Genomic DNA, 18462 nt, shown 5'->3' on the forward strand with positions numbered 1-18462 from the left:
TGGAAAAAAAATTTATAAAAAAATAAAATGGGACAAACTACCATGTTGGCGGTACGGAGTATATATTAACTCATTATTTTTGGTTATAAACAAAACCGTCTTGATTTTTACGATAAAATAGTAATAATTAGTGCAACTTAATATTTACGCTATAAAACTTGGGATGGAAAGATAAGTGAAGGTATGAGTAAGAATAATCTTAGGTTTATCGATCTGTTTGCTGGCATTGGTGGTACTAGAATTGGTTTTGAAGAAGCATGCAGCCAACAAGGATTCTCTACTTTATGTGTATTCAGTAGTGAAATTAAAGCACATGCAATACAAGCATATAAAACAAATTTTCATGATCAAGAAATAGCAGGTGATATTCAAAAAATTGCAGAACATAAGATACCAAATTTTGATTACCTACTAGCTGGTTTTCCTTGTCAACCATTTAGCAGTGCAGGTAAAAGAAAAGGGTTTTTAGATGACAGAGGTAGTTTATTCTTTGATATAATTAGAATCTTAAAGGCAAAAAAACCAATTGGTTTTTTATTAGAAAATGTTGATGGTCTAGTTAATCATGACAATGGCAAAACATTTGACGAAATTATAAAGACACTTAAAAATTTAGGTTACAATATTAGTTGGAGTATTTTAAATGCCGCTGATTTTGGTGTGCCTCAAAATAGGAAAAGAGTATATATTGTTGGACATTTAAAGAAAAAAATACAACTTACAAACTTTGATAAAAAAACACGTTGTATACAAGACATATTAGAAGAAAATATACCTTTATATGATACTAAATTTAGCAAGCTGCTCTTAGAAAATTATACAATAGAGCAGCTTACTGGTAAATCAATTAAGGATAAAAGAGGCGGAAATGATAATATTCACAGCTGGGATATAAATCTTAAGGGGCAAATAAGTAAAGAACAAAAAGCTCTAATGAACATTCTTTTAAAGAAGCGTAGAATGAAGAAATGGGCGACATTAAAAGGCATTGTGTGGATGGATGGAATGCCTTTAACGGTCTCAGAAATTGAAACTTTTTATCAACATCCAAAACTACAAGGATTACTTGATGACCTAACAAAAAAAGGTTATTTAAAATTAGAACATCCTAAAAATATTTTTATTAAAAATGGAGGAATCAGAGTTCGTGAATACGATACCACTAAAGAAAAAGGCTATAATATAGTAGCTGGCAAACTTTCATTTCCAATCTCAAAGATTATTGATCCAAAAGGTTACGTCCCAACTATTGTTGCAACTGAAATTGGTAAGTTAGCAATTCCGGTAGGAAATGGAATTAGAGGGTTTACTGTTCGTGAAGGCTTAAGACTTTCAGGATATCCTGAAACTTACAGTTTAGACAAATTAGATTATTATAAAGCATTTGATTTAATAGGAAATACTGTGATGCCACCAGTAATAAAAGAAATCGTTGTAAGAATGTTATCATGAGTGCAAAATTACTATTTGATAGCTTACAAAATATTGGAATCTGTGGAGCAAAAGGTAATGTATATTTTGAATTACATAATATTAAAACCATTGTTAGAGATAATAGTATTATTGGCAATGTAATACAAGAATGGCTAAAATCCTTTATGAATGAACATAATATCACTTATCGTCTACCTGATAATAGCCAGGAGTTCCCTGATTTTTATATGGATGGGCATAGAAATGACATAAATCTATTGGAAGTTAAATGTTTTACAAAATCACCAAATTTTGATGTCGCAAACTTTGTTGCATATTGTAGATCAATAGCATTCTACCCATATAGACTTAATGCTGATTATTTGATTTTTGAATATGCAGCATTAAAGTCAGATATTATGATAAAGAATATTTGGTTAAAGAAAGTATGGGAAATTTGCTGCCCATCAGAAAGATCAGCTTTAAGAATCCAATGGAAACAAAATCAAACATTTAATATCAGACCAGCAACTTGGTATGCAAAAAATCCATCATATAAACCTTTTAATAGTCGTTTTGAATTTGTAACTGCACTAAAAAAAGTTCTTGATACTCACCCGGTAGGAGGTGAGTGGCGTAATAAATGGTTTCATAATATTTGTAATTTGTACAAAAAGCAAACAGGGGATGATTTGTAAATATAACCAACTAAAACCCCCTTATCCTTGCTAATGATTTGTTAGACCGTTCTTTTATAAAATTCAAAAATTGACTAACCGAATCAACTATATCATCATTTTTGCAATGTGGAAAACTTAACAAATCGCTAAGTAATATAGTATTAAAAGCCGATTGTTTTGGTAAAACTACGGCTGCAGATTGGAATAAAGCTAAAACTGAAGAAAACCTAGTAATTTTATCAAGTTTGGGCTTTATGGCAACTATATTAACAACCCCATCTAATCTTAAATCTTGTATAACCTGCTGACCACTGGCTTTATCTTCAATTAATATATATCTAGGACAATATTTCTTGGCTAATTTCTCTACTTGACTCTTTAACTCTGGGTAAGTAAGTTTTTGCCTAAACATCGATACAAGATAATATTTCTTATCTAAAACGCCCCATGATGTACAAACACTATAATCAGCATTTTCTGAGATTTTAATGGCGGTATCCCAGCTTTGCACAAAATAATCAAATTTTTCTGGCAAGCTCTCATAAAAACTAAGATCCTCCATATTCAATAATATACAATTATTGGATATTGGTTCTTGCAAATATTGAGCAGCATAATTATGTACCCCAATTTCCTGTTCTAATTTTATAAGATATTCAGGATTATCGCGAAATCCATGCAAAATATCTCCTGTAACATATTGATATTTATAATTATTAATTGAGAATATTTGATCTCGTTTCGCCATAGCTGGAATTTTTAAATGATGCCAACAATTGGAATTTGCCAATAAATGTCCGCTTAAATCTTCTTCATGTAATCTCTGCATAACTAATACTATTGCTCCGGTATTTTTGTTGTTAAGTCTAGTGACAAAAGTTTGTTCAAACCATTCAATTACCCTCTTTCGCATTTTGGGTGAGTTGATTTGAGTAGGGTTATGTGGGTCATCAATGATCAGTATATCACCCCCCTCGCCTGTTGCCGAACCGCCAACTGACGTAGCAAACCTAAAACCATTATTATTTGTCAGAAATTTACTTTTCTGATTATGTTTTTTACTTAAAATAGTCTTCGGAAAAATTTGGCTGTACCAGTCAGAAGTAAGTATCAAACGACAATCCAAAGAATGTTTTACACTTAATACTTGGGAATAGCTGGCAGACATAATCCTTTTTGACGGATCATGTCCTAATATCCAAGCTGGCCATGCTACCCCAATACACACCGATTTTAGAGACCTAGGCGGCATATTGATGATTAGCCTCTTAATATCCCCATTCTGTACAGCCTGCAAATATTCAGCAATTAGCTCAATATGCCAATTGGCTTGATATTCTGTGCCAGGATTAATGGTATTAAATACTTTATTGATAAAACTATTAAAATCTTGTCTCAATATTGCATGTAATAATTTCTTTGGATAAGTCATTGATATTTACTCAAAAATTCAGCTATAATCTCTTTATCCTCTTCTTTCATTATGGTGTTTTCATTTAAATACTCATCTTTACTGAGCTTATTTAGCTGGATAATTAAATTAACTAATTTATTCAGTGTTTCAGTAATATTCTTTTTAATTATTATCTCCCCCTTGGATTTTCTTGATTCTAGCTCGTCTAGTTCATTTTCAAGTAGAGAAACTATCTTAGCAACGAAACTATGTAATATGGTAATTGTGTCGTTTGTCATAATCTATCTCCACCATCTATAGGCTTAAGCCCAACAAGAGACCTTTTCTCGTTCAAAGTCATAAAACTAGCATTGGATATTTTAGCCCATAAATTCTCACGTTTTTCGGTCAATGCTGAAATACTATCACGATCAAAATCAATAATAATCTCCTCCTGATACCAATGTGATAACCAATTACCTAAAGCATCTGATAATTTATCAAGCAACGGAATTAACGTCTCTTCCCACAGAGCTAACCTAGCTTCTTGCATATTACTATAGGTATTATCGCCATTAATACCTAGCAATTGAGGAGGAATGCCGAAAGCTAAAGCTATTTCCCTAGCTGCCGAATTTTTTGCTTCAATAAAATCCATATCTTTTGGATTAATACTCATTTCCTGCCAATCAAGTCCTCCTTCCAAAAGAAGAGGTTTGCCAGAATTATTACTACTGGTAAATTTTTCGGTAAGCTGTTCATGTAACCTGTCAAACTGTTCATCACTAAGATAACCATTACTCTCTTTGACTATCAATGCTCCGCTTGGACGTGCTCCATTCCTTAGTAAAGAACTATTCCAACTAGTAGCCTGCGAATGCAAATCAATTGACAAAGAAGCTGCATCAAGACAAGATAGCCCATAACACGAATTAGTAGGATGATAATTTTTTAAATGTAATACCTTACTCATTCGATCAATTGGCGAAATAGGATAAATTCGTTCTCCACTGCTACTCATATATCTATAAGCTACTGGAGAATTCCTCTCTAACACTAATTCAGTTGAATTGGCAGGTAATAAGTATATCTCTCGGGGGCGATTATTCATTAACGTAGCTAAAATATAGGCATTACCATATAACAACTTACTTGCTATCACTTCACCGAAAAAATCTGCCCCTGCTTTCTCTGGATTAGGTCTTTTCAATAAATTATAAACAGGATGATTTGCTATTTTTTCCAAAGCTCCTCGATTATTTTTATTAACTATCCAAGGTACATGGCTTGCTGACTGTGCTATTAAATTCACACATCGATAAACTATAACATTTTTACGATATGCCTCTATACCAACTTTTATATCCCTAAACTCTGAATTCCCTAAAGCAGTAAAATCAATAAATGTATGTGATTTACAGGACTTAGCTTTAAAGATTTTTTTTAAATATTTTGTTATCATATTCACCTAAAATAAATAATAATTGTCACTTATAACATATTTTGTACTTGCACTAAGTATTTTGGTGCATAAATAACTTCCAAATCTTTAAATTTTACAATAGAATATGTATAATCTTAAGTTCGATGTAAGACATTGGTTTAATAGCCTAGGGTAACATCACACCCCTAACAGAGATGACACTGAGTCTAGTGTTAACTTGTTACATCGAATTCAGGGATAATATACTGCTCGTAAATGAAGAGTTGGTAGACGAAGGTCAACTTCAAGAAGAGCTAGGAGTGTCAAAGTCGAGCAGCGGAGCGTACATTAGTACGTGAGCAGCGGAGATCTTTAGACACGACGACGCCAATTCTTGAAGTTCACCGAGTATATAAAGAATTCAACCTAATAGAGTTATATTAATGTCTGCTCAAATAATAGAGTTGTTAATTTTTGCTGGAGTTGCTTTTATTATTATAAATAGGCTAATTGCTACTCTTGGCTCTACATCAGAGGACGATCCAGCTAAACGAAAATCTTCCTTTTTCGGTGAAACAGGAATCAAAGACGTTACTTATACAGCAAAAACTACTGCTAGTAATATTTTTAAGAATAATTTGCCTCATAGCGTGGTAAAAACCCCTACTATTAACCCTATGGAGCTTGATGGGTTAATAGTTGAAGAGAATTCCACTGCTATAATAGCTGGTCTTGAAGCTGTATTGGCTAAACTTCCATCATTTAAAGCAAGAAAATTTCTACATAGTGCAAAAGCAGCCTTGGAACTGATTATTGAAGCCTCTAATGATGATGATATTGAAGATTTACTTACATTGGTAGATAAAAGATATATACAAGAATTCCATATTTTTTCTGAAACTTATGGAGAATTTGTCAATGGCAGCGTACTAGATGCTAAAATTTCTGAAGCTTATACATTTGCTAATAATATTTTCATAAAAGTATTATTCACAGGTGAAAAAATAACTAGTAGTATAAAATATATGCAAGAAGAATGGACGTTTTCTAGAAGCCTTATCTCTAAAAATACAGATTGGTTCTTAACTAAGGTTGATCGCTTGGAAGAGGAAAAACAGCCAGTTTCCTAACTTCTATTGATTCACTCCCAAATTTGAATATCCAATGAAGTTTCAACAAGAGTCTATTATTTTAAACAATGAACAAGATTCTATATCGTTTGCACAAACTATTGCTAAAAATTTAGAATCTAGTGAAATTATAACTTTCTCCGGTGATTTAGGCTGCGGGAAAACATTTATATGTCGAGAGATCATAAAGTATTTTTGTGGCTCTGCTACTCATATTATTAGCCCTACTTTTAATTTGCTACAAATTTATACGACATCAAAATTCACGATTTATCATTTTGATCTTTATCGTTTAAACTACTTAGAAGAAATTTATGAACTAGGTATAGAAGAAGCCCTTCAGGGTAATCTTTGTCTAATTGAATGGCCAGAACTAATTGAAAAAATATTACCTAGACCTATAACCAAAATTCATTTACAAATACTCGAAGGTAACAAACGATCTTGTAGCATTGCTTGTTTCTGATATCCTTTGACAAAGTGATGTAAAGGTGTTACATTGCACTTATGCTAAACATTAATAAAGCTATACATCATGGCAACAAAAAACCCAAGAATCAATGTAACTTTTGAAGAAACAACTGCTGGTTTACTCTCACATTTAGCTCATCAGGAGCATAAGTCTGTTGCGAGTTTAGTGCGTGAATTAGCTCTTGAAGCTTTAGAAATGCGTGAGGACTTCTATCTATCTAAAGTAGCAGAGAAACTTGATAAGGACGCTGTCAAAACTTATAGCCATGATGATACATGGAAGTAAAATATCAAGTACGTTATTTAGAAGAAGTAATAAACAAACACATTCCTTCTCTCTCTACAAAAGCTAAGGCACTTATTAAAAAAGTTATTGAAGAGCGTTTGATGATCGACCCTATTGGTTTTGGAAAACCTTTACGTTATAGCCTGAAAGGTCATAGACGCCTCCGAGTTAGCGATTATCGTATTGTCTATAGAATTGAGCCGAAAATTAAAACGATTTTTATAGTTGCTATAAAACATAGAAAAGATATATACTCGGTGAACTTCAAGAATTGGCGTCGTCGTGTCTAAAGATCTCCGCTGCTCACGTACTAATGTACCCTCCGCTGCTCGACTTTGACACTCCTAGCTCTTCTTGAAGTTGACCTTCGTCTACCAACTCTTCATTTACGAGCAGTATATATAAAGATAATTGCAGTTATTGAAAAAGTTTTTTTTTATATTATACTCTGTCGCTTTCAATAAAAATAATTAAATGACCCTTGATAATATTATTGTATTAGTATATTTGCTATCAATACTTATTGTTGGTACATACTACAGATCTAGACTTATAAGTTTTACAGATTATGCTACCGTTCAAGGTAAGACTAGCAATAGTAAACTATTGTTGGTTGCAACTATTTTTGCTTCATCTGTTGGTGGAGGTGCTACTTTTGGTATTGCTGAAAAAGCCTTTTCCGGTGATTTATCGTATAGCTACGGACTAATACTTACTCTACCAATCGATATACTCATAGCTATTTATCTTGTACCCCAAATAACTAAACATTATGGAGCAGAAAGTGTCGGTGATATAATGGTAAAATATTATAGTATATCAGGTCGTTTTATTGCTGGCACTGCATCTGTTATGGTATCTATAGGCTTTGTTGCTGCCCAAATTAGCGTTAGTGGTTATATTTTTCAATATATTTTAAAGATTAATTATTTAGAAGGAGTAATATTAAGCTATGGAATTGTTATCATCTACACAACTATTGGTGGATTACAATCGATTATGTTTACTAATTTATTACAATTCTTTGCAATGATAATGGCTATTCCAGTTATTGCCATATGTGGTCTCAATAAAGTTGGCATTAGTGAATTTATCCAACAACTACCTAATGAAAAAGTGTATTTTATCTATAATAATAATTTTGCCAGTGAGATATTTATTAATACGATAACTGTCATGCTAGGTTTTTGTGTAATGAATTTATATCCTAATTTTATTCAGAGGGCTCTAATTAATAATAATGCAAAAAAGACTAGTACCGCTATATATATAAAATCAGTTATATATGCTATATTCTTAATATTTATCACCTTAAATGGTTTGATTGCCTATAATCTTTATCCCAATTACTCCTCTAATCTTGCATTACCACACCTAATTGATCAAATAGTACCCTCAGGGTTACAAGGCTTTGTGATAGTTGGCTTACTTGCAGCAGTTATGTCTACTGCTGATTCTGATTTAAATGTTACCTCAATAGCTTTAGTGAAGGACTTATTAAATCCTATTTTTAAAATACAAAATCAAAAGAAATTATTGTTAATTGCTAGAATTACTAATGTCGTAATCGGCAGCTTTGCAATAATTGTTGCCTTAAAATTTAATAATGTAATTGATTTAGTAATGTTTATTACTGGATTTTGGGGACCACTAATATTAGTCCCTCTAGTATTTGCTCTTTTCAACATTACTATAACACAAAAAATGATGGTTTTATGTGGATTAAGCGGGGTCACATCTTTTCTCATTTGGACATATTTTTTCACTCATAATTCTTGTCTAAAGGCTGTCTTTGTTGGTACTATGTGCAGTTTGTTAGTCTTCTGCATAGGATTAATTACCAAAAAGCTAGGTAATTTGAAAGTTGAGCTATAAGCCTTGATAAATAAGGAGTATACTCAGGTAGAACTTCAAGAATTGGCGTTCCCGCGACCAAAAGATCGAAGCTGCTCCGTTACTCATGTACGCTACGCTGCTCGACTTTGCTACTGCCTAGCTCTTCTTGAAGTTATACTATCGTCTACCAACTCTTCATTTACGAGCAGTATACAGTCGTACGTACAGTTAATATTATGTCAAACTCAGGTTGTTTGGTAAATTATGTTACAAAAATCTAAACTTATAGGTAGTGAATTAATAAAATCTCATCTTGAGAATGCTCCTAATCTTCCTGGGGTTTATAAAATGCTGGGTGCTGATCAGCAAGTTATCTATGTGGGGAAAGCTAAGAATCTAAAAAAACGTCTTACTAACTATATTAAAACTGATCTTGACAATAAAACAATACGCATGGTATCTCTAACACATTATTTAGAGTATAATGTTACTAACTCCGAAATTGCAGCTTTATTACTTGAAGCACAATTAATAAAAAAGTTTCAGCCAAAATTTAACATATTACTTAAAGATGACAAATCTTTTCCCTATGTCAAATTACGTTTGGATACTGATTACCCACAATTAATTAAATATAGAGGAAAAAATTTATCTAGTGGTGAATTCTTTGGTCCGTTTGTTTCTTCAGAGCAAGTAGATACTACCTTAAAAGAATTACAAAAAATTTTTAAACTACGTTCTTGTAGTGATAATTATTTTAAGAACCGCAAGCGCCCTTGTTTACAATACCAAATTGGTAGATGCTCTGCCCCGTGCGTTGGCAAAATTACTAAAGAAGATTATGGTGAGCTGGTTAGCCAAGTAAGAGAGTTCTTAATTGGTAAAACTAAGGAACTACAAAAAACTCTATCTGACAAAATGGAACAATTAAGTCTACAATTACGTTTTGAAGCTGCTGCCGAAATACGAGACCGAATAAAAGCACTGAGTTATGTCCAACTAAAATCAACCTTATCCAGTAGTTCTATAAAAAATGCTGATATTATAGCTATTGTTGAAAAAAATAATTATTACTGTATCCAACTATTTGTATATAGATTCGGTCAATCTTACGGGAATATACCTTATTTCCCAATTCACACTGAAGAGAGCAACAAAGCTGAAATTCTAACACAATTTATCAATCAATTTTATCAAACTGCTCAGATTCCAGATGAGATAATTATAAATCATCCAATCATTGATCTAGAATTAGTAACTAAAGCTATTAAACAACTTAGTGCTAATAATAAATTGTCTATAATACACCCTATCCGCGGTAATAAAGTAAAATTATTAGAAAATGCTGAATTGAATGGTCAGCTAGCACTTGATCAGCATTTAAAACAATTTGCTAAAAATCAAATGATCTTTCAACAAATACAACAATTATTCAACCTACCACTACTACCAGATAGAATAGAAGTTTATGATAATAGTCACATTATGGGAACATTTGCCGTAGGTAGTATGATCGTTGCGACTAAATTCGGTTTCGATAAAAAAGAATATAGGATTTTTAATATACCCGCTTCCAGTGGTGATGCCAAAGGAGGTGATGCCAATAGAGGTGATGATTATGAAATGCTAAGAACAGTCCTAACAAGAAGATTTACAAGATTAAAAAAAGAACCTCTAAAGAGTATAGTTAGTTTGATGATTATTGATGGAGGAAGAGGACATCTATCAGTAGTACAAAAAATAATGGCAGAATTCGGCCTTGCAATTCCATTTGTTTGTATGTCAAAAGGACCTGACAGAAATGCCGGATGCGAACAATTTCATATGCCAGGTAAAGAGTCTTTTACAATCGATAAAAACCTGCCAATTATGAAATATTTACAGATTCTGCGTGATGAAGCTCATAATTTTGCTATAAAAAATCATAGGCTACGCCGTTCTAAAGCCATTAAAGTTTCTAGTCTAGATGACATAAATTCAGTTGGTCTTATCCGAAAAAAAGCCTTGTTACATTATTTTGGCTCATATAAAGCAATATGTGATGCTACTATTGAGGAATTATCTAAGGTAAAAGGTATAAGCAAAACTCTTGCAAAGCATATTTTTACATCATTACATAACAAGTAAGATGATTCGAATAATCATTATTGTCTCATAGCATATTTTTAGCCAGTTTGTCTTTTAACTACGTTAGGTGAGGCTGGAGAATAATTTTCATCATGCTTAGTTAATAACTCACGAGCTATGAATATATTACCTGATAACTTACCTACAGCTACTATCCCTTGATTCTCACGAAATAAGGCGGGTAAAACTCCTTGGTAAGATATTTCTAGGTCTTTAATGTCATCTGTAATGACAAAATGCACTTTATCAGCAGTAATTTTTCTGATTGAGCCTACTTTAACTAAGCCCCCTACTCTCAATTCTTTGCCAAGTTTTAACTCGTTAATTTTTGACGGAGGATAAAAAAATACTATACTATCTTCAAGATTGTATAATATCATATATATTCCCCCAGCACTGCATAAAAGGTAAAATAATATAAACTTTAATCTATTTTTTACCTTTTTTTGCATTACTTGATCTAACTTTAATTTTATTATAATCTAGCCAACTTGTTATTAACAATAATGCAAGAGCAGCAAACGCAAACAGGTATGAGACTAGTAGATAATTAAACATCTTAATATCTTTTTTGATTTTGCTGCTTCACTCTAATAAAATCTATAATCTCTTGAGCAGAACTATTTAAGTAAAAATGCTTTATATATTTCCCTTGTTGATCCATTAAATAACTAAAAGAAGAATGATCAATCATATAATTTTCACCATCATTTGCTTTAGCATAATACACTTTAAACTTATCAGCAACCTCTTTAATTTGTTGTTCATTACCTGTTAAACCAATAAATTTAGAATTAAAATGCTTTAAATATTCTTTAAGCACTGCTGGAGTATCACGCTGAGGATCTACAGTAATAAAAACAAATTCAACATCAATTTTATATTTATCAAGAGTATTAATGACCTCTGTTAATTTTTGCAAAGAAGTAGGACAAATATCAGGGCAATAAGTAAAACCAAAATAAATTAAACTTAATTTTCCTTTCAAATTATCACTATTAAAAGTCTTGCCGTCTTGATCAGTTAGCTCAAAGTTTCCACCAATTTGCACGTCAATATTATCCTCTCCTCCCTTCCCAGCAAGGGGTTTTTGCGGTATATCAAAAGATAACCAAAAATACAATGACATAATAGTTATCAATAAACCTACTACTAAGATAATTTTTATAACAATATTAGCCTGACAATTCGAATTAATATTACATTTTTTTTGCATTGTATTCTTCACCTTTGCGATACTATTTTTTTATAACAGACTGCTTATTCAATATTTGTGCTACTTCTAATGCAGCATAGCTAACAATGCCCTTTGCTCCAGCACGCTTAAAACATACCAATGATTCTATTATGCTTGCTTGCCAATTTAAGGCATTGGCATCTGCCGCAAATCTTAACATGGAATATTCACCACTTACCTGATAAGCAAATATAGTAGTATTAAAGTTATTGGCCGCTTGTGCTATGACGTCCAAAAACATCATACCAGGTTTAATCATAATCATATCTGCACCTTCGGCAAGATCATGTTCTATCTCTAACATAGCTTCTCTGCTATTACGTACGTCCATTTGGTAGGTCGCTTTATTTAGATAAGCTGTCTTATTATTGTTCAATGCATCTCTGAATGGACCATAAAAACTTGAAGCATATTTTACCGCATAAGATAGTATATTAACGTTAATAAACCCTTCTGAATCTAGTATTTGACGTATGCCCATAATCCTACCATCCATCATATCAGATGGGGCTACAATATCTACCCCAGCTTTTGCTAAAACTAAAGCTTGATTGCACAAAGCTTTAACCGTTCTATCATTATCTACATCCCCATTATGTAGAATACCATCATGTGCATGGGTAGTGTAAGGATCTAGGGCAACATCACATATTATACCAATATCGATGTTGGCATTTTTTATACTTCGTATAGTTCTACACATTAAGTTGTCTAGATTATATGCTTCATCAGCATTATCGCTTTTTAATTTTGCATCTATACAAGGGAAGAGTATTATAGCATTTATGCCATTTTCATAAGCCTGCCTAGCCGTCAACACTACTTGATCAATAGATAATCTATATACGCCAGGCATAGTTTTGATCTCTTGACGCTGGTTCTCGCCCTCAACCACAAATAATGCTAGCACTAAATCATCCACGCCAAGACTATTCTCCTCTACTAATTCTCTTAGCCACCGCGTTTTTCTATTTCTTCTTAATCTTATTGTTGGGTACATAACTTTTCCACGTTTTTTTGTTTAATAGCACTAGTCTATTATTTTTCATTCAAAGCCGCAAGTAGGCTTTTAATTACCCTGTCTTAGTGTTTACTTCATAACGTCTAGTTACTACTTATATCACAATTAATGCACCCACTAAGCGATATTTAACATTTAATCGATAAAAATTATCATTTTCTTCACTTAACCTGATAATTCAATGATCTTTAGTCTTTAAAGACTCTCCTGTTCTTAATTACTTTGTTTTTATTATAGTAAGATTAAGCCAAATCACAGTACTTCTTTTCCATTAATCCTTTCCAAGCAAATTTTCTCCGTCACTGTTTTTAATTTTTTAACTCTATCAATAAGGTAAAGTAGCTGTTCTTTAGTTATTCTATAATCTTTGTTATAGCGAGCTTCAATATAAGCCTGTTCAAGTAATCTAAAACATTGCCTTTGTTCAATGCTGGAATGAGGAAATATTTGCCATAGTTCTTCATTGTAATTTCCAGCTATGCTACCTAATTTTCGTATATCGTGCAGTTTCGGTTTATAACCGGAAAAAACTAACAGGATAGCATTATAAAAACTTTCGGTAGTTTGATGAAGGTAAAAAGCTGATAAAGCATAATCTTTTCTTTCTAATGGATATTTACAATCAATAAAAAAACCTTTGCCTCTTGCAAACCAGTATTCATAATCCTCTTTAGCTATTTGTCTTCTTTCTCCCCATGGTAAGTTTTTAGCTTCTGCCAGCTGAAATTCACCGCTATCATATAAAAGAATTCCTTCTTTTTTTATATCGGAAAAGAAATAATGCCCCTTCTCTAACTGACTATTTACCGTCTTGATTGATTCTAGCACCAAAGTTACCCATAACTCAAAAGGACTTCTTAATGATTTTTTTTCCAACCTTTTTTCTATTTTATCTTCTATGGATAAACCGGCAAGACCAGCATGCTTGCCTTTCTTCATCACCAACATAAGATCAAGATCACTTTGATAACTATAAGTAATGTGTCCTTTTTTATACTCATCTTGTACCCAATCTCCCCTAGCATAAGAGCCAAATAAAATAATCATCGCTATCTTATCTTTTCCAACTGCTAAAATTTCTTTTACAATCTCATCAAGCTTTTCTTGAATTATCATAGAACGGCTAGGTAAGGTAGTTTTCATATAGATTTATCGTTATATTTTGAGAATATATTATATAATTTTACTTATTTTGTTGGCAATTTAACTAGAAGACTCCTTAAAAATTTGCTTTATGCATAATTATCTCCAATCAGTATGTTTTAACATAAACTTGTTGATATATATCAAAGCCAGCTGGATTTAGCTTGTAATCAATTTCTGCTTGCTCTAAATGTTTCAATGTTTTAATGCAATCTTCTAAGTTAACCTTATTTAGAGCTTGCTTAAAATTTGGCACATATTTATAGAAAATTGGTGGAGATACTGATTTTATAGCCATATCTATATTAACACCCATTGCTAATTTATTCAATACAGTGTATAGATTTAGATAATACCTGATTAATGCTCTGATAATTAGCACTTCATTAATATTTTGTTGTTTTAGTTTGGTGAATTCTTGTAAAAAATTATCAAGATTTCCTGAGGAAAAATAAACACATAAATTATCCCCATTCCCTGTAAAATCATCACTAACTACAGCTAGTGCGTCATCCAAGGTGATTTGATCTTTATCAAATGTAAAATATATTAACTTATTGATTTCATTAATTAGTGTTTGATGGTCACCTTTTAAACGATCTGTTAAATAGTTAACAGTATCTTCACTTATAACCTTACCAACACTGTTACATTTTTGTAAAATTATCTTAGTAATTTTGTGTTCATCATCGTGATAGCAAGCTAGAGAAGCTAAATAAGTTTCAGTTTCAAAAAACTTACGTATACTAGAAGCAGCTGATAATTCATCAGCAATAAAAACTAAGAAATGCAATGACTCTTTACTGAGAGCTAGTTTTAAAGATTTATCTATAGACTCACCAACTGACCTTACTATAATCAATTGTTTTTGCATAAAGAAATTTTGGGTATTAACTAAAGTCTCGAGAGATCGATTTTTAATTTCAGAATATTCTATAGAGGTTTTTAGTAAGTCAAATTTCTTCACTAAAGTCTTACAAACTTTATCAATGTACCCTTTATCTGGACCATAAAGCAACAGAGCCTTAATTTGTCCATTTTCTACCTTATCAAGTAGCTGAATGATTTGTGATAGGTAAAGCTTCATCTTTAATTCTATTTTGTTAAAACAAACTGATTCTTTTTAGTAATTTTGTCGTCAAAATTTGCTTCCGTTCCTCACGTACATTAAGTACGTTGCGGTACTCAGCTACATTTCTCCTAAAAATTATTCAGTTCGTAGGCACTCTCTTAAAATATAAAATTAATCTTGCTAGGATATCATCTGCTCCTTGTTTTGTAAGGTCTTTCAATGCTACTTCTTCATCTATATAGCTATGATATGGTAAAGCAGCTGTACTATAAGAAGTTACATGCCGGAATGTTCCTGAAGTAATATCTTGACTAGTTACAATATCAACTAACCTATATTGAACAGTTTGACTGATTGCTTCTCTTAACACATCAGAATTCTTTTGAAGAATAAGTGGTAAACGTTTGTTGGTAAATTTTACCTTTAATAAATACTTTGTTGTGGCTGTTGTAGACCTTGGTAAAATACTCGATAAATAGTAACAAAATTCTGCACCTTCAATAGATGCTATTGGTTCAATTTCAATGCTACTTAATTGGCTTAATTCCTGCGTGCTATATTTATTACTATATACAGGTTTTAAACTACAAGAGGTAAATAAAAATAAGTAAGCAAGAGCTAATAATAAATTTAAACGTACCATATTATATTTACCATTTTTAACTATTAGCTACCTCCTGAGATTGTCCACTATCATTGTTATTTACCTTACGTTTATTATAGTTACGTACTCTAGAGGGGCGAGAATAATTTGATTTTTTCTCAATATATTTACGGCTTGACTTATTGGTGTCAAGGTCATTATCTCCGTTATCCGATTCATTTACCACTACTGGCTTATTAGTTTCTTTAATAGAATCAATTACCTCTTTATCAATTTTTTCTATATCCTTATTTGATTCACTACTAGTTTCTAATTTATTAGGCATTTTCCATTTTTGCTTCTTCTTGTTAGGAACAGGAGTCTCTTTAATACTCTTTTCTTCTTGATAATTAGATGACTGATTCTGAATTAATGGCTTATTACCAGTTTCTGTATGGCTAGACTTCTTCGGCAATTTTATTTTTTCAATTGAATAATTATCAGAAGTGGCAGAAGGATCAACGTGGAATTTTAACTTTAAATTATATTTTTCTTCAATTAGAGATATTTCTGAACGTTTATTATTCAGTAAATAGATAACTGAATGAATATTAGCAAAAATATTTACTAAATCAATATTTTCATTAAAGATTTCATTTTCTACTGTACGTAGAATCAACATAGCATTTGATTCATCTGCCCTAACAAGACCCTTACCGTTACAATATGAACAAATCGATGAATTTGATTCCAAAAATGAGGGGCTTAATCTTTGACGAGACATCTCAAGCAAACCAAATTGACTAATATGAGCAGTTTGAATTCTTGCACGATCTCTACTTAGAAATTCCTTAAAAGACCTCTCGACAATCCTACGATTTCTAGCCTCATACATATCGATAAAATCAATAACCACTAAGCCTGATAAATCTCTTAATTTAATTTGCCTAGCAATTTCTCTAGCAGCTTCTAAGTTAGTCTTTAATGCCGTTTCTTCAATATTTTTTTCAGAAGTTGCTTTTCCTGAATTAACATCAATTGAAATAAGTGCTTCTGTTGGATTTATCACTATATAACCACCAGAAGGTAAAGCAAAAACTGGTTGGTATAGTTTTGCTAGTTGTTCCTCAACAGCAAATTTTGTAAAAATTGGCACCTTATTTTTGTATTCTTTGAGCTTAACCAAATCAATAGGTAATATATCCTTCATGAATTTCACAGCATTTTGATAAGCCCCACTACCTTGTATTATCAACTCTTTAACAGTAGGATCACACATATCTCTTATGACTTTTTGAATTAGACCATCTTCTTCATGTATAAAACAGGGAGCTACAGATTTAAGAGTATTCTCCCTAATTTTATTCCATAATCTTGCTAAATAATCATAATCTCTTTTTATGTCTAAAGTAGTACAGCCAGCACCAGCTGTACGAATTATGATACTTGACCCACTACTGTTATTATTTGCAGTTATTTTACTGACTATATTCTTAAGCCTTTTTCGCTCATCAGCATTGGATATCTTCCGTGATACACCATTCTGCAATGGAGTATTAGCCATCAGAACGCAATACTTTCCCGCAAGAGATATAAAGGTTGTAAATGATGCACCTTTATTAGCTCTTTCCTCTTTTGTAACTTGAACAAGCATAACTTGTCCTTTTTTTATTACTTCTTGAATTTTGTATTGCTTTTGTTTATTGTCTTCCTCTCTATCACTTTTGTCTACACTTATTGTTTCAATATCATTATCTAAGACATCCAAATTAAATTCTACCTGAATTTTTTCGTCCACTAATCTTTCTATGGCATTTAAATCAATTTCTTCACTATCTATTATCGGATTATAATCCCTCTTTGTTTCAGATTCTACAAAATCATCTTGGGTAATATCTAAAAGAGAAATTTCTTGTAATTTATTTATAGAAGTCAAAGATTTAAGATCAGATACTGGTACATTATAATAATATGGATGAATTTCATTGAAAGGCAAGAATCCGCTTTTGTCCGGACCATAATCTATAAAGGCAGCCTGCAACGCTGGTTCAACTCTTATAACTTTTGCAAGATATATATTACCTTTGATTTGTTGTTTTATGGCTGTTTCATATTCAATATCCTCGATATTGTTACTATGATTCAGTAAAACCACCCTTGTTTCATTAGGGAAGTTAGCATCAACTATAATTTTTTTACTCATTAATTTTTTACTCGTAAATTTCTAGGTATACTCTTCTGCTCCTACGAATTGTTTTTTGAAAATATCATGGATTTGCATGCGTAACTCCTAGCATACTCACCATTCATTTTCGAATCCAATTCTTCAAATCATTTGAGTATATATCTCTAAGCTCTGTAAATTTAGCAACATTAGAGAATATTATAACAAATTTAAAACTTAATATTAAGTTTTAATGAGAAAACATTTAACAAGTACATTAACCTAACAAATAACTAAAAAACTCTACTTAACCTAAATTCGATATAACATTACTATGCCATTGATCATTCCTAGCTAAAAGCAGAAATCCATGATACCTAACAGTTATTCAGGCTGTTTGGATTCTACAGTGAAGCGGGGATGACATCGAGAACTATTATACCTACTTGGTTATATAATATTTTATTAAGGTCAAAATAACAA

Annotated in this window: 18 protein-coding genes; 8 read left to right on the forward strand and 10 right to left on the reverse strand. The window is 31.8% G+C overall.

Annotated features, from left to right (window positions below; translation table 11 throughout):
- Positions 1–183: 183 nt before the first annotated feature.
- Positions 184–1452, forward strand: a complete 1269-nt coding sequence (gene dcm, locus ACFEL2_RS06455; protein WP_375331822.1) for a DNA (cytosine-5-)-methyltransferase — start codon at positions 184–186, stop codon at positions 1450–1452.
- Entirely contained in the window at positions 1449–2111 is a 663-nt protein-coding gene (locus tag ACFEL2_RS06460; RefSeq protein WP_375331823.1) for an NgoBV family restriction endonuclease, read from the forward strand. Before dcm ends, ACFEL2_RS06460 begins: the two co-directional genes overlap by 4 nt.
- Before the next feature lie 10 nt (positions 2112–2121).
- Here ACFEL2_RS06460 and terL read toward each other — a convergent pair whose 3' ends face one another.
- From terL to ACFEL2_RS06475, 3 genes are read right to left on the reverse strand one after another with little or no spacing between them, the layout of a single operon-like run.
- A complete protein-coding gene (gene terL, locus ACFEL2_RS06465) occupies positions 2122–3525 on the reverse strand; it encodes a phage terminase large subunit (RefSeq protein ID WP_375331824.1) in 1404 nt (467 codons plus the stop codon).
- Positions 3522–3785: a hypothetical protein gene (locus ACFEL2_RS06470; protein ID WP_341756790.1), complete on the reverse strand. Its 264-nt coding sequence runs from the start codon at positions 3783–3785 to the stop codon at positions 3522–3524. Before ACFEL2_RS06470 ends, terL begins: the two co-directional genes overlap by 4 nt.
- A complete protein-coding gene (locus ACFEL2_RS06475; RefSeq protein WP_375331825.1) occupies positions 3782–4948 on the reverse strand; it encodes a phage portal protein in 1167 nt (388 codons plus the stop codon). The genes ACFEL2_RS06470 and ACFEL2_RS06475 overlap by 4 nt, the downstream gene beginning before the upstream one ends.
- Positions 4949–5352: 404 nt before the next feature.
- Here ACFEL2_RS06475 and ACFEL2_RS06480 point away from each other — a divergent pair, with 404 nt between their 5' ends.
- The 6 genes from ACFEL2_RS06480 to uvrC all read left to right on the forward strand — a co-directional run bounded on the left by ACFEL2_RS06480 (position 5353) and on the right by uvrC (position 10759).
- Entirely contained in the window at positions 5353–6039 is a 687-nt protein-coding gene (locus ACFEL2_RS06480) for a hypothetical protein (RefSeq protein WP_375331826.1), read from the forward strand.
- 34 nt (positions 6040–6073) lie between these two features.
- On the forward strand, positions 6074–6505 hold the full coding sequence (gene tsaE, locus ACFEL2_RS06485; protein WP_341751814.1) for a tRNA (adenosine(37)-N6)-threonylcarbamoyltransferase complex ATPase subunit type 1 TsaE: 432 nt from the start codon (positions 6074–6076) through the stop codon (positions 6503–6505).
- 69 nt (positions 6506–6574) lie between these two features.
- On the forward strand, positions 6575–6796 hold the full coding sequence (locus ACFEL2_RS06490; RefSeq protein WP_341751813.1) for a DUF6290 family protein: 222 nt from the start codon (positions 6575–6577) through the stop codon (positions 6794–6796).
- On the forward strand, positions 6787–7086 hold the full coding sequence (locus tag ACFEL2_RS06495) for a type II toxin-antitoxin system RelE family toxin (protein ID WP_341751812.1): 300 nt from the start codon (positions 6787–6789) through the stop codon (positions 7084–7086). Before ACFEL2_RS06490 ends, ACFEL2_RS06495 begins: the two co-directional genes overlap by 10 nt.
- Positions 7087–7270: 184 nt before the next feature.
- A complete protein-coding gene (locus ACFEL2_RS06500) occupies positions 7271–8671 on the forward strand; it encodes a sodium:solute symporter (RefSeq protein ID WP_341755838.1) in 1401 nt (466 codons plus the stop codon).
- Positions 8672–8896: 225 nt separating this feature from the next.
- Entirely contained in the window at positions 8897–10759 is a 1863-nt protein-coding gene (uvrC, locus tag ACFEL2_RS06505) for an excinuclease ABC subunit UvrC (RefSeq protein ID WP_375331827.1), read from the forward strand.
- A 38-nt stretch (positions 10760–10797) separates the two neighbouring features.
- Here the strand turns inward: uvrC and ccmE are convergent, their stop codons facing one another.
- From ccmE to ACFEL2_RS06540, 7 genes are all read right to left on the reverse strand, one after another.
- Positions 10798–11211 carry a cytochrome c maturation protein CcmE gene (gene ccmE, locus ACFEL2_RS06510; protein WP_341751809.1) on the reverse strand — a complete coding sequence of 138 codons (414 nt, stop codon included), beginning with the start codon at positions 11209–11211 and terminating at the stop codon, positions 10798–10800.
- A gap of 107 nt (positions 11212–11318) precedes the next feature.
- Positions 11319–11975, reverse strand: a complete 657-nt coding sequence (locus tag ACFEL2_RS06515; protein ID WP_341751807.1) for an SCO family protein — start codon at positions 11973–11975, stop codon at positions 11319–11321.
- 22 nt (positions 11976–11997) lie between these two features.
- Positions 11998–12996: a porphobilinogen synthase gene (hemB, locus tag ACFEL2_RS06520; protein WP_341751806.1), complete on the reverse strand. Its 999-nt coding sequence runs from the start codon at positions 12994–12996 to the stop codon at positions 11998–12000.
- Positions 12997–13269: 273 nt separating this feature from the next.
- A complete protein-coding gene (locus ACFEL2_RS06525) occupies positions 13270–14160 on the reverse strand; it encodes a HEPN domain-containing protein (protein ID WP_375331828.1) in 891 nt (296 codons plus the stop codon).
- A gap of 109 nt (positions 14161–14269) precedes the next feature.
- Positions 14270–15247, reverse strand: a complete 978-nt coding sequence (gene holA / locus ACFEL2_RS06530) for a DNA polymerase III subunit delta (protein WP_341751804.1) — start codon at positions 15245–15247, stop codon at positions 14270–14272.
- Between the two features lie 124 nt (positions 15248–15371).
- On the reverse strand, positions 15372–15875 hold the full coding sequence (locus ACFEL2_RS06535; protein WP_375331829.1) for a hypothetical protein: 504 nt from the start codon (positions 15873–15875) through the stop codon (positions 15372–15374).
- Between the two features lie 16 nt (positions 15876–15891).
- Positions 15892–18018 (reverse strand): ribonuclease E/G, encoded by a 2127-nt coding sequence (locus ACFEL2_RS06540; RefSeq protein ID WP_341751802.1) that lies wholly within the window; start codon positions 18016–18018, stop codon positions 15892–15894.
- Between the last annotated feature and the right edge of the window lie 444 nt (positions 18019–18462).

Source organism: Candidatus Tisiphia endosymbiont of Temnostethus pusillus (genome assembly GCF_964264675.1).
GTDB lineage: Bacteria > Pseudomonadota > Alphaproteobacteria > Rickettsiales > Rickettsiaceae > Tisiphia.